The organism is Chthonomonas sp., assembly GCA_016788115.1.
Classification (GTDB): domain Bacteria; phylum Armatimonadota; class Fimbriimonadia; order Fimbriimonadales; family Fimbriimonadaceae; genus UBA2391.
Genome location: JAEURR010000005.1, coordinates 324640 through 337863, shown reverse-complemented (window position 1 = coordinate 337863; position 13224 = coordinate 324640). Strand labels below are relative to the sequence as shown.

General features: G+C 62.1%; 11 protein-coding genes. 9 read left to right on the top strand and 2 right to left on the bottom strand.

Annotated elements, in window-relative coordinates; all coding sequences use genetic code 11:
• Positions 1–35 precede the first annotated feature (35 nt).
• Positions 36–809, bottom strand: coding sequence for a hypothetical protein (locus JNM85_04225; protein MBL8087262.1), 774 nt, complete (start codon positions 807–809; stop codon positions 36–38).
• Between the two features lie 74 nt (positions 810–883).
• Here JNM85_04225 and JNM85_04220 point away from each other — a divergent pair, with 74 nt between their 5' ends.
• Positions 884–2437, top strand: a complete 1554-nt coding sequence (locus tag JNM85_04220) for a menaquinone biosynthesis decarboxylase (protein MBL8087261.1) — start codon at positions 884–886, stop codon at positions 2435–2437.
• 5 nt (positions 2438–2442) lie between these two features.
• Here JNM85_04220 and JNM85_04215 read toward each other — a convergent pair whose 3' ends face one another.
• Complete coding sequence (locus JNM85_04215; GenBank protein ID MBL8087260.1) at positions 2443–3648, bottom strand: DNA-processing protein DprA; 1206 nt, start codon at positions 3646–3648, stop codon at positions 2443–2445.
• An 87-nt stretch (positions 3649–3735) separates the two neighbouring features.
• On the opposite strand from JNM85_04215, the gene JNM85_04210 reads away from it, so the two are divergent.
• From JNM85_04210 to JNM85_04175, 8 genes are all read left to right on the top strand, one after another.
• Entirely contained in the window at positions 3736–6813 is a 3078-nt protein-coding gene (locus tag JNM85_04210; GenBank protein ID MBL8087259.1) for an alpha-mannosidase, read from the top strand.
• A 2-nt stretch (positions 6814–6815) separates the two neighbouring features.
• Positions 6816–7931, top strand: a complete 1116-nt coding sequence (gene hemW / locus JNM85_04205; protein MBL8087258.1) for a radical SAM family heme chaperone HemW — start codon at positions 6816–6818, stop codon at positions 7929–7931.
• Positions 7932–8111: 180 nt separating this feature from the next.
• Positions 8112–8795, top strand: coding sequence for a PEP-CTERM sorting domain-containing protein (locus JNM85_04200; GenBank protein ID MBL8087257.1), 684 nt, complete (start codon positions 8112–8114; stop codon positions 8793–8795).
• Positions 8796–8887: 92 nt separating this feature from the next.
• Positions 8888–10444 carry a family 20 glycosylhydrolase gene (locus tag JNM85_04195; GenBank protein ID MBL8087256.1) on the top strand — a complete coding sequence of 519 codons (1557 nt, stop codon included), beginning with the start codon at positions 8888–8890 and terminating at the stop codon, positions 10442–10444.
• Positions 10429–11121, top strand: a complete 693-nt coding sequence (gene queC, locus JNM85_04190) for a 7-cyano-7-deazaguanine synthase QueC (GenBank protein ID MBL8087255.1) — start codon at positions 10429–10431, stop codon at positions 11119–11121. The genes JNM85_04195 and queC overlap by 16 nt, the downstream gene beginning before the upstream one ends.
• Complete coding sequence (locus JNM85_04185) at positions 11118–11810, top strand: 7-carboxy-7-deazaguanine synthase QueE (protein MBL8087254.1); 693 nt, start codon at positions 11118–11120, stop codon at positions 11808–11810. Before queC ends, JNM85_04185 begins: the two co-directional genes overlap by 4 nt.
• A gap of 31 nt (positions 11811–11841) precedes the next feature.
• Complete coding sequence (locus JNM85_04180; protein MBL8087253.1) at positions 11842–12624, top strand: hypothetical protein; 783 nt, start codon at positions 11842–11844, stop codon at positions 12622–12624.
• Positions 12599–13222, top strand: coding sequence for a hypothetical protein (locus tag JNM85_04175; protein ID MBL8087252.1), 624 nt, complete (start codon positions 12599–12601; stop codon positions 13220–13222). The genes JNM85_04180 and JNM85_04175 overlap by 26 nt, the downstream gene beginning before the upstream one ends.
• Positions 13223–13224: the final 2 nt, after the last annotated feature.

The following is a 13224-nucleotide window of genomic DNA, read 5'->3' as shown; positions in this document are numbered from 1 at the left end:
CCCCTAAGAATACCCGGTGAGTCCCCTTCGTCGAACTAAAGGTTTAGGAGGTCGCGGTTCTTGATTTCGTCCACGATGGGGACCGCCCGGACGCGGTTCTTGGGGAGGGTCGGGCCTTCGGGTAGGACGAGTGCGCCAGCCGGATCCGGCGTTAGGATGCGAAAGCTTGCGATCATCCGATCAAAAGTCTCTTGATAGTCCTCCAACTGACGTAACGGCGCCCAGAATCCGATATCGACCACGCAATCCTCCGTCGCAGCCAGATACCGCTCGACGGCGAAGCGGACGGTCTTGCCGGTGATCGCCTTGCGGTCGGCGGTGTAAACGAGACGGATCATCGGCCCGATGGGTGTGCTGACGGGCTCGTCGTCCAACGCAAATGCCTGCTCGATGCTGTACCGCTTCTCGGCGGCTTTGCGTACCGCACCAAGAGCGCTGCCCCGGCTGGGGTGAACGAAGACCTCGGCGTAGGCATCGACCCGCAGGGTTCGCGCACTGAGCGTGTCAAAGATGCGTAAGTCTGCGTAGTTGAAGGGGACCCGGAACTTCGTCATGCCAGAACTTGCGGGCATTGCGACGATCATCCAGTTTAGGAGGATGTCGGGCTCTCGCCAGCACCACGTCCGGGGGCATTGCATGGCGACGCCAGATTGCGGGACGCGAACTTCGGTCCACGCGGGCGTGGGCTCGTCGGTCGCCACATCAACTTTGGAGAAACCCCGCTCCGTCGCCACGTCTTGCTCTTGGCATCCCGCGGCAGACATCAGCAGCGCCACCACTGCGCAACCCATCCAGGATCTCAGCTTCACATCCTTGATCTTCGGCTTGGCGCGCCCCCACGTGCAGACGGGCGGGGTCCGACTTCCGTAAACTGAGGTGATCTATGGCCTACCGTGACTTTCAACACTTCCTGGAGACCTTGGAATCCAACGGCGAACTGAAGCGGATCACGGAACCGATCAGCCCGTACTTAGAGATCACGGAGATCGCCGATCGAGTGATGAAATCGGACGGTCCCGCGCTACTGTTCGAACAGGTCGTCGGGCCGCCCCACCGATGCGGCACCCCTAACCCTAAGAGTGCGGTGATGAACTACGGCTCGATCCATCCCGAGCACGCCCCGTCCGGTAGCGTCCGCTACGACATGCCCGTCGCGATCAACACGATGGGGTCGCGCCTCCGCATGTCCATGGCGCTCTCGTCTGACGACTTCGAGGAGCACGCCGATCGACTGCGAAAGCTGCTGCAGGCACCAGCGAACATGCCACGCGGACTCGGTGAGAAGCTGAAGATGGCGCTCGAACTGGGTGGCGAAATCAAGACGGTCGGGCCGAAGACGGTCTCGACCGGGGTCTGCCAAGAGGTGGTGATGCAGGGAGATGAGATCGATCTCACCAAGTTGCCGATCCTCACGTGCTGGCCAGAAGATGGGGGGCCGTACGTCACGCTGCCGCTCGTATTCACGCACGACCCGAACACGGGCAAACGGAACGTGGGCATGTATCGGGTTCAGTTGTATGACCGGAATACGTGCGGGATGCACTGGCAGATGCACAAGACCGGACAGCGCCAGATGGAAGACGCGGCTGCCGCGGGGAAGAAGCGATTCGAGGTGGCAGTGGTGCTGGGCGGCGATCCGGTCTACAACTTCTGCGCGATCTCGCCGTTACCACCGGGTATCGACGAGATGCTCTTCGCGGGATTCTTGCGCCGCCAGAAAGTCGAGCTGGTGAAGGCGAAAACGGTCGGTGTTATGGTCCCCGCCGATGCCGAGATCGTACTGGAAGGGTACGTCGATCCGACCGAGAAGCGCCTCGAAGGTCCCTTCGGCGACCACACCGGCTACTATTCACTGGCAGAGGACTTTCCGGTGCTGCACGTCACGTGCATGACCATGCGCAAGAAGCCGGTGTGGCCCGCGACGATTGTGGGCGTCCCGCCGATGGAAGACGGCTGGATGGGTAAGGCGGTCGAGCGAATCTTCATGCCAATGATTCAGCTCACCGTCCCCGAGATTCTCGATATGAACCTCCCGGTGGATGCATGCTTCCACAACATCGCCTTCGTGAAGATCAGGAAGAAGTACCCTGGCCACGCCTACAAGGTCATGAATGCGATCTGGGGTTTGGGGCAGCTCTCGTTCACCAAGATGGTGTTCATCTTTGATGAAGACTGCGATGTCCAGAACGTGGGGGAAGTGCTGTTCCGGCTCGGCGCGAACTGCGACCCGATGCGCGACGTACTGCACTCACGTGGCCCGATCGACCAGCTCGATCACGCCGCGACCTACGAAGGGTTCGGCGGCAAGATCGGGTTCGATTGCACCCACAAATGGCCGGGCGAGAACGGATTCCACCGTGATTTCCCGAAGCTGATCCGCATGAGCGACGACGTGAAGGCGCGGGTAGACGGTCTCTGGTCCAAGCTCGGGCTGTAGGCCAGCTACGCAGACTGAGGGGATAAGCCGGGCCCGACGGGCACGCGCTGAGGGACGTCTTCTTCACCAAAAAACTCTGCGAGCGACCCGTCCGGGCAGTGGGAGCGCCGCAACGACTCGAGGACGCCCGCGCGGAGGGACTCGACTTCCAGCGAAGTGGGGAGCCCGACTGCGCCCATCGCCAGGAATGCAGCGGTGCCGGATCCCGGCTGCGCGGTAGGGGGCGAATGGACCAGCAAGGGGCACAGCCTACGGCGTAAGGCTTCGCACGCACCATGCCACGTTCCGCCCGCGCCGTGCCGCACTGCTACCAGAATTGCCGCTTCCGAGGCGGCGTAGACGAGCACATTCCTCTCCATCGCCCCCGCCGTACTGAACGCCGTGGAGGCGGGCCAGAGGGTAACCTGCACCACGCCCTCCCGTAGGGTGGCGTGATCGAATCCGCATGGCAAGATCTCGACTGCGTGGCACCGGGATAGTGATTTGCGCGCACCCGCCCGCCCATCCGCCGAGACCCCCTCACGACCACTCTCGCACGCACCCAACCCTGCACTCGTATCGTGGTCACCGGCGCAGAGCGCTCCTAGCACAGCTTCGCGGTCTGCTCCCGCCGCTCCGCCCGAAATGACGACTGCGCCGAGCCCGGCCGCAGCCGCGCCTGCCGCGCGCGCGAACGCGATCTCTGCGGCGCTGAGCTCGCGGGAGCCAACGATGGCAATGCCGCTCCACCGCTCCGCCTCGGACACTCCACCTCCGAGCGAAGTGAGGTCCCCGCGCGCATACATCACGGGAGGGGCCGCGGAGCCCAGCCCACGACAAGTACTGACCACACCCGACGTACCAAAGCCACCAAGCTCCCCGAACACACCGCCCGGGCCACTCCCAGCACTCGCCCTTCGCGTACCAAGCCAGCGTGCAGGGTACTGGGGGCAGAGCTGCGTGATACACCCGCCCGATTCCACTAGGGAGGCCGCCCATTCCCACCGATCTGTGAGCATCAGGACCGCTGCCTCTTCCCAAAGGTACGACTGGCGGCACCGCTCGGCAAGCGTGTGCGCCCATGACGAACCGGCGCTGCGTCCTCGCCCCGCCCCTGCGCGTAGATTCCCCAGCACCGTACTCGCACGCGCTACGGCCGCTGGGCTACGCGAGCCTGTCACCCCGGGGCCTCCGCGCAAATACAGCGTGGCGCACGCCACCTTCACCGCCATCCTAGCGTCCACTCAGTTAATATACACCAATCTCCCACTATTCGCCATTCCGTTTTGGACACGAATCAGTTAGAATGGGACCGTCCCATGCTGAAGCACCCGAGCTTGACCCTTGGCCGCGCGACCCTGTGGTACCGCGACCAACTCCAACCCAGCCTAGAAATCGCCCGCGCCCCGCTGACGGTCGAATTCTGTCCCACCGCGCACCCTGACCAAGAGGCGGCCGAGCGGCTTGGCCCCTGGGAGCCCATCGAATCTGGGTTCGAATGGGGCCCGGCCTACCGAGAAGCCTGGTTTCGCATCCGTGGCACCGTGCCCACCGAGTGGGTTGGCGGCGAGGTGTGTGCCCAGCCCGAGGTGGGAGGCGAGCGGACCCTCTGGGTGGAGAACGTTCCGGAGTGCGGCATCGACCGCGAACACCCGATCGTTCGGCTCTATGACACCTGCGCCGGGGGTGAATCCGTCACCCTGACGATCCAGTCGCATGCGGGCGGGAATCACATCCGGGTCGCGGGCAAGGTGCCGCCCCGGCTCGAAAAGACCGAGAAAGTCGGTGCATGCGAGCTAGTTCGAATTCACACTGAGCTCCAGCCGCTCGTGTACGACGTCGATTTCATCTTGAGCCTCCTCAAGGAGATCCCCGAGACCGACCCTGGGTACTCCGCAATTCTGCGCGCGCTGAACCACTGTTGTAATCTCTGGGCCGAAGAGGGCGACGCGAGCATCGCCCGGTGCCGCAAGACCCTCAAGGACGCACTGGGAAGCCTCAATTCTGAGCTTAAACACACGATCACCCCGCTCGGGCACGCACACCTTGATACCGCGTGGCTTTGGCCGCTCCGCATCACCCACCTGAAGATGGCGCACACCGCGAGCACCCAGCTGCGCAACATGAAGCGGTACCCGGAGTACGTTTATGTGCACTCCCAGGCGAGCCAGTACGAGTGGATCGAGAAGGAGTACCCAGCTCTCTTCAAGCGGATCCAGGCCGCCGCCAAGGAAGGACAGTGGGAGACGATCGGGTCGATGTGGGTCGAGGCCGATTGCAACCTCACGGGTGCCGAATCGCTGGTTCGGCAGTTCCTGTATGGTCGGCGGTACTTCAAGCAGCACTTTAGCCAGACGAACGAGGATATGTTCCTGCCCGACGTCTTCGGCTACTCGGCCGCGCTCCCGCAGATCTTGACCAAGTTCGGGATTCAGAACTTCCTCACCCAGAAGATCAGTTGGAACCAGTTCAACAAGTTCCCCCACAACACGTTTTGGTGGCAGGGGATTGACGGGAGCCGGATCTGGACTCACTTCCCGCCCGCCGACACGTACATCGGCAGTTGCGAACCACAGGAAATGATTAAGAGTGTCCGGACCCACCGCGACCAAGCCCGTAGCGACCACTCGATGTACTTGTTCGGGTGGGGTGACGGCGGTGGTGGTCCGACTGAGCGGCACCTGGAGCTCTTGCGCCGCGCACGTACCGCGCCCTATTTGCCCGACATCGAGACCCGTAAACACGCCGTCGACTTCTACAAGGACGCGAAGGCAAAGAGCAAGGATCTGGCGACGTGGGTCGGCGAGCTGTACCTGGAGCTCCACCGAGGAACCTACACCAGCCAAGCCGAAAACAAGCGGGCAAATCGCGAGTGCGAGTTCCTCATGCGGGACGTCGAGCTGCTCGCATGCTTCCAGCCCGACTATGCGGCCCATTATCCCCAAGAAGAGATCGAGCGGCTATGGAAGTTGGTGTTGCTGAACCAGTTCCACGACATCATCCCAGGCTCCTCGGTGGCGGAAGTGTACGAAGATAGCGACCGCGATTATGCAGAAATCCGGGCTGGAGCACGCGCCCTGATCGAGCGGTTCTTAAAGGCACTTGCCGCACGGATGGAGCGGCCAGAGGGTCGCCCCATCGCGATCTTCCACAATAGCGAAGTCCCGGCTCAAGCGAGCCTACCGTGGCCGCACGACGCGGTCCCGGGTAGCTTGGAGATCGGAGCCGACCGGTACCCGGTGCAAAAGACCGATGACGGACAGCTCATCTTCGATACGCCGTTCGAAGCTCTCGGCGCGGTCGTCGTCGGGAACCTTTCGGATGCTCCCCCGAGCCTGCGGTCGCGGCTCAAGGTCGGCCCGCGCAAGCTGGAGAATGACGAATTCAGTGTCAAGTTCGACAGCCAAGGGAACATCACCAGCATCACTTCGCTTGACGATAACCCGATCGAATTCATTGCGTCGGGCTCGCTCGCGAATGTGTTCCAGCTGTTCGACGACCGCCCGCAGTTCTGGGACGCCTGGGACGTGGACGTGTACGCCTACGAGACCGAGACCAACCTGACGCGGTGCGACTCGTTCGAGGTGGTCGAGCGCGGTCCGGTTCGTGCGGCGGTCGAGGTCGTCCGTCGCTTCGGCAAGAGCACCATCCGCCAGCGGATCAGCGTCGGACCGACGCCCGGCATCCGATTCGATACATGGGTGGATTGGCACGAAGACCACAAGATGCTCAAGGTGGCGTTCCCGATGAACGTCAACACGCAGCGAGCCACATTCGAAATTCAGTTTGGCCACGTCGAGCGACCGACCCACTCCAACACGAGTTGGGATCTCGCCAAGTTCGAGGTTTGTGCCCAGAAGTGGGCCGACCTCAGCGAAGGGGGCTACGGCGTCGCGCTGCTGAATAACGGCAAGTACGGCCACGACGTGCAGGGCAATACGCTGCGTCTGTCGCTGCTCCGATCGCCCAAGGCTCCGGATCCCGATTGCGACATGGGCGAGCACTTCTTCAGCTACGTTTTGCTACCCCACTACGATCAGGTGATTCACTCGCAGGTGGTCGCATCTTCGTATGCGTTCAATGCCGAGCCGCGCGTCGTCGAGTTGGAGCCGGGCAGCGGAGCGGATGGCGAAGTCCCGCCGTTCGTCCACGTTTTCTCGCGAAGCATCGTCGTGGAATCGGTCAAGAAAGCGGAGGATAGCGATCTGATCGTCGTGCGGCTGTACGAGTGCCACAACTCGCGCGGAACGACCGAGATGAGTCTGGCCACCGGAGTCAAGCGGGCGCGCCTCGCGATGCTCGACGAGACGCCGATTGCGGACCTAGAGTTGGAGGACGGCGTGATCCGCTTCGACTACACTCCGTTCGAGATTCTCACGTTCCTGATCGAGGTGTAACCATGTCTGCCCCCGTCGCTGTGTACGTCCACACGCCGTTCTGCCCGAGCAAGTGCGGCTATTGCGACTTCAACAGCTACGCGATGACGGGGGAGATCGTAGAACGGACGGTTCAGGCGATCCGATCGGAAATCGTGCGCTCGCCATGGCGCGGCCGCCCGGCGAAGACCATCTTCTTTGGCGGGGGGACTCCCACCTTCTTGTCCGAGGCCCAGATCACGGGCTTGCTTCAGGTGGTGCTTGAGGTTCACCCACCGATCGAAGGGTGCGAGATCACCAGCGAAGGGAACCCGGGGACCGTGGACATCCCCAAGTTCGAGGCGATGCGTGCGGCTGGGTTCAACCGAATCAGCCTCGGAGCGCAGAGCTTCCAGCAGGAAGATCTCATACGGCTTGGGCGAGTCCACGAAGCGAGTCACGTGGGCCGGGCCGTCGCGGCCGCGCGACGCGCGGGGTTTACCAACCTCAATCTCGACTTGATGTTCGCCCTGCCCGGGCAGTCGCTTGGCTCGTGGCGGCGCAATATCGAGACGGCGCTTGCACTGGAGCCCGAGCATCTGTCGCTCTACTGCCTCACCATCGAACCGAACACCCGCTACTACAAGCTCCAAGTGCGTGGGATGCTGGACCTGCCCAGTGACGAGGTGCAGGTCGCGATGTACGACGCGGCGGTGACGCTCGCCGCCGAGCGCGGGTACGCGCAGTACGAGATCAGCAATTTCGCCGAGCCGGGCACGGAATGCGCTCACAACCTGTGCTACTGGCGCGGCGAAGAGTACGCGGGCTACGGGCCCGGGGCGGTCGGATGCATGTCGGATGGCGATGCGCGGGTGCGATACACCGTCCTCAAGCAGCCCGAGAGATACTGCGAAGCCGTCGAAGGGGGGCACCCCACTGCGTTCGAGCACGAGCGTCTGACCCCCGAGATGGAGCGATTCGAGCGAATCATGTTGGGACTCAGACTCAACGAGGGGATGGACCTACGAACGGTCGAGATTGCCCCGTCGGCGCTCCGTAAACTGTCAGAACGGGGATGGGTCGCCATCTCCGATACGCGCGCGGTTTTGACCCCCGAGGGCCGGCATTTTTGCTCCGCCGCATGCGCAGAACTTGCCTAAATCCCGCAACATTACGGGCAGCGAGCGAGTGCAGATTCGTCGCTCTTCGTATACAATGAGATCAGAGTTCGCGTGAATACGTATTCACGTCAATTCTGACCCGGGCAGTGCCGTAATCATCGCTGAATGCTAATTGGGCATTCGCTCTGCACAGTTTCCGGGGAGTGCAAAGGAGCAAAAATGAAAAAACTGATCTTGACCGCAGCCTCTGCGGCACTTGCAATGGGTAGTGCGTTTGCAGTTAACTACTCCGATTCGACCACCGACGTGGTGGGCACGTTCGCGGGATTCAGCCACTTGAACATCGCGAGCATGGACGTCACCAACGACCTGTCCTCGATCACGTTCAAGTTCAACCTAGTTGGCAACATTCAGTCGACCGACTGGGGCAAGTACTGCGTCTTCATCGACCGAGCATCGGGCGGAACTACCAACAGCAACGGCTGGGCCCGACCGATCGGCATGGCCGCTGGTGCAGAAAGCTGGCTCGGCTCTTGGGTGAACTCGGGCGGTGGCTTTGAGGCCTACAACTTCGGCGGTAGCTGGGGTCTCGCGGGCGCGACGTATCTCTCGACCCCGGGCATGACTCAGTCGATCAGCGCGAACTCGGTTTCGCTCAAGCTGAACCTGGCCACGATTGGCCTCACACCGGGCATGACGATCTGCTTTGATGGCATTACCACGGCAGGCGGCGGCGGCGACGGAGCGGTCGATTCGTTGAGCAACTCCGGCCCGCAAATCGGAAACTGGCCTGACTACAGTCAGGTTGGTTGCCAGACTTACAAGCTCGTTCCGGAGCCCGCATCGTACGCCGTAATGGCGCTCGGTCTTGCCGGTATCCTCCTGCGACGCAAGAAGGGCTAACAGAGTCCGACTCCTATCGTAAACCGTTGGGTCCCGCGACACTCGTCGCGGGACCTTTCGCATTTCTGGGGCCGTTCCTTCACAATGAAGGCATGCAACTTCGAATGTGGATGGTGGACATCGCCCGCGAGCAGTCGCCCACCCTCGATCGGCTGTACGAGATGGCTGCGCTCAGCCTGGACTCCGGCTACAACGCGCTGGGTCTGTACCTGGAGCATCGGTTTGCCTATCCCAGCACGCCGTGGACGCACGGTGACGGATGTGTCACCCCTGACATGATCCGGAGCCTACAGAGCGAGTTTCCGAGCCTGGAGATCGTCCCCTTCATCAATCTGCTCGGCCACTTCGAAGGTTTCATCTATACGGAACACGGCAAGCAATACCGGGAAGAACTGTTCTCGGGGCTGCAGGCGTGTCCCGCCAATCCCGACTTTGTGCGTCTCGCCGAGCAGATCATCGACGACACGCTCAGCATCTTTGACTCCCACCTAATCCACATTGGCGGCGACGAGACGGCTCAGCTTGGTGCGAGCCCAGCCAGCGCGGCGAGGATCGAGCAACTCAAAGCGGAGCGACCGGGTGTCGAAGACGGTAAGGCGTTGCTCTACGGTGCGCACTTCGGGCCGCTGGCCGAGCGAGTTTCTCGTGCAGGCAGGCGACCGGGCGTCTGGGGCGACATGTACTTGGAGCATCCTCTGGCCCTCGATGCGATGCCCAAAGAGACTCTCATTTTCGATTGGCAGTACTTCAACGGTCTGAAGCAGAGTTCGCCGAAGTTTGTCGAGCGTGGCTTTGAAGTCGTCGGCTCGCCCGCGATCCAGACTTACAACGCCTCTTGGATGCACGTCGTGCCGAGCGAGACCAACGTCAGGGAGGTGGCCGCGGACGTGCAAGAGATGGGGCTCCACGGGGTGTGCGTCACCACATGGGAGTGCGGTCTGATGGGCTCATACGACACGCTCTTTCCAGCGCTGAAGGCGTGCGGCGACATCCTCAATGAAGAGCGGATAGAGCGCATCACCGACGGAGCGAGCTTCTTCGCTGCGTACGATAGTGTGTCGCCCGAGTCCGGTCGTTGGGCGCGGCTGATGTCCGACGGCCTCGCGAACTGCGGCGGCACCTTCACACCGAGCAAGATCCGCAGTTCGCTGAAGGTGCGGCTCCTGCTCAATGCCAACCCGTTCCTTGCCTGGATGCACCACGCCGACGAACTTTGCGGCGAGGTGGGAGACCAAGCCTTGCGGGTGTGCGAAGAAGCGCTGCTGACGGCACCGGGCGAGGCCGAGCAAGGCGTGACCGTCTTCGTGCGCAGCGCGATCGAATTTGTCCGTATGGCCGAGATGGCACGCAAGGAGTACGCAGCCGGACGCACCGAAGCGGCCGTCGCCAAGCTTACGGCATCGCGCACGGTCTTCGATGAGCTGTCCCGTGTCGCCCGGCGCACCCACGCCCGAGTTGGCGGGAGCCTCGCCGATATCGAGCGGTGCCGCGTCGCCAAGGAGCACATCGAGCGCGTCATGAAACAAATTCGGCAGTACGGCGACGGATCACTGGGCTACTTGCCCGCGTTCGAGATCATCACTCACCCCAAGTTCATGCCGCACGACCAGGCGTGCTGGTGGCTCATCAACAAATGGGCGAATCAGTAAGGCGCGCGGTGGTCCTCCTCAGCGGGGGGCTCGATTCAGCGACAGTCCTGGCGGTGGCTCGGGATGCCGGGTACGAATGCCACGCACTCACGATCAGTTATGGACAGCGCCACGCGGTTGAACTCCGTGCCGCCGAGCGTGTGGCCGAGGCTCTGGGGGCTGCCAGTCATCGACTGTTTGAGATCCCGCTTGCCCAGTTTGGAGGCTCGGCGCTGACATCCGAAGTCGCCGTCCCGAAAGACCGTACCGACGACGCCATGAGCGCAGAGATCCCGGTGACATACGTCCCCGCTCGCAACACGGTCATGCTGAGCGTGGCGCTGGGATTGGCGGAGATCCTTGAGGCTTGGCACCTATTTGTCGGAGTGAACGCGGTCGATTACAGCGGCTATCCGGATTGCCGGCCCGAGTTCATCGAGGCGTTCGAAACACTGGCGAATCTCGCGACGAAGGCGGGCGTTTCTGGCCAAAGGATGACGGTGCATGCGCCCCTCATCGCCATGACCAAAGTCGAGATCATCCAGCTCGGTCAGCGGCTCGGGGTCGATTACGGGATCACCCATTCGTGTTATGACCCCATCGGGGAGCGCGCCTGCGGCCGGTGCGATTCATGCCTCATCCGCAAGCGAGCTTTCGAATCGCTCGGTCAGAGGGACCCGGTGCTTGTGGGATCATGAGCCGCCTGCGCATCGCGGAAATCTTTGAAAGCGTTCAGGGCGAGGGCGGCCTGGTGGGGATGCCGAGCGTATTCGTTCGGGTGAGCGGTTGCAACCTCCGATGCCACTGGTGCGACACACCCTATGCCAGTTGGGACCCGACCGGGCCAGTGCTGGAACTCGACTCCATCTTGGAGCAGGTGTGCGGCTTTCCAAGTAGGTACGTCGTGCTCACCGGGGGGGAGCCCATGCTGTTCGACCCGATCGTGGCGCTCGCAAGTGAGCTGAAAGCAAGGGGATTCCAGATCACCATCGAGACCGCCGGAACCGTCATGCGCGAGCTTGATTGCGATCTCATGTCCATCAGTCCGAAACTCGCAAATTCGACGCCCGAGGGACCCTGGCGAATCCGGCATGAGCAGACGCGCTTCCAACCCGATGTTGTCCGCGACCTGATAGGTCGCTACGACTATCAGCTCAAATTTGTGGTCGCTCCCGAGACTCAGGAAGCGGACGTGATAGAGATCGAATCGACGCTCCGATTGCTCGGGGACGTTGAGCCTGGCAAGGTGATGTTGATGCCCGAAGGCGTCGAGTCATCGCGGCTCACAGAGGGGATGCGCGCGCTCGTTCCCCTGTGTATCGCCAGAGGGTGGCGACTCTCGCCTCGCATGCACATCGAGCTATTCGGGAATACTATGGGAACGTGAACATCGAACCCGATGTTTCCACTGATTGCCTATGAACTCCACTCGCATCTTCTACTTCGCGCTGGCGGCAGCCCTCCTTGCAGGCTGCAACTGGAAAGACGGCGCAAAGGATATGGGCAACGCCAAGATGCCGCCCGCCCCAGACGGCTACTTCCTACCCAAGAAGTCGAGCGCTTCCGCGGGACTCGCGGGTAGCCGCGGTAGCTCGGGGGTTGTGGCCACCGAAGCCACGATGGATAAGTTCCTAGGCGAGTGGAAAGCGACCATTCGTGTGCCCGCGGGTGCGGGTGCCAACATCGGGCAGGTTCTGGCCGCGCAGGAAGCGGCGATCTCCAAGTACGGCGCAGTGATCCTGAACCTCAAGAAAGACGGTCTGTACACGCTCAACATGCTGGGTGTGAAGCTGGCTGGCAACTTCCGGATCGTCAGCGGTTTCTTGGAACTGAACCCGATTACGATCATGGGAGTGACCCTTGATGAGGCGCGCGCAAAGACGCCTAAGGGGCCCGACGGCCAGGACATTGTCGGCGTGGAACAGTATGCCCAGCCGCTCAATTTCGAACTCATCACCGATGGGACCGAGTTCAAGTTTGACCAAGGCCAGTCGTCGACGGAAATGATCTTCCGCCGAACGGGCGGAGCCCCCGCCGCCGCGAGCAATATCGTGCCCTCCGATACGATTCCAAGCGACATCGAGGGCGCACCCTCCTCCGACTCGCTGAGTGGCGCGGACAAACAGTCGAAGGCCGAGCTTCCCAAGGCGACGGAGAACCTTCCCGGAGCGCAAAGTGCCCCAGAAACCGGGCGTCGGTAGCCCGTGGCCTAACTCCGCTCGATGCGCCATCAGCCTAAGCTACGATGGTGCGGACTACGGTCACCTCGAAGTGGTGGTCCCCCTGCTAGAGCGTCTGCACTTGCACGCAACGTTCCTTCTGGAACCTGCTGCCGCCCTTGAGCAGCTCGCACGCTGGCAAGCTCTCCCTGCGCTAGGGCACGAACTTGGGCTCATGGGCTTTGAACCCGAGGGTCGTAGCTTCTTCGACGAGGCGTTTGGTAGGTCAGCAAATGTGGTGGCAGCCGAGACTCCGACCTACAGCCGCGAGGTGGCCGAGTTCGTGCGTGTGCCGCACGACGGATTTAACTTCGTCGATACGTTGAGCCCCAAGCGGCTTGCCGCGGTAAACACCGATGGCATGGACGCCACGATGCTGACCGCGGTGGCGCACCGAGCTCTCGAAGAAGGTGCATGGCTCATCTTTGCGTTCGAAGGGATCGGCACCGGTGAGGCCGGAATTGACCGCGCCGACCACGCGACTCTCCTCGAATGGATTGCGGATCGCAAAGACGAAATCTTGGTCGCACCGATCGGCCAAGTGGGCAAAGTCGTCCGCGACCCCGCGCATCCTCGTTGATC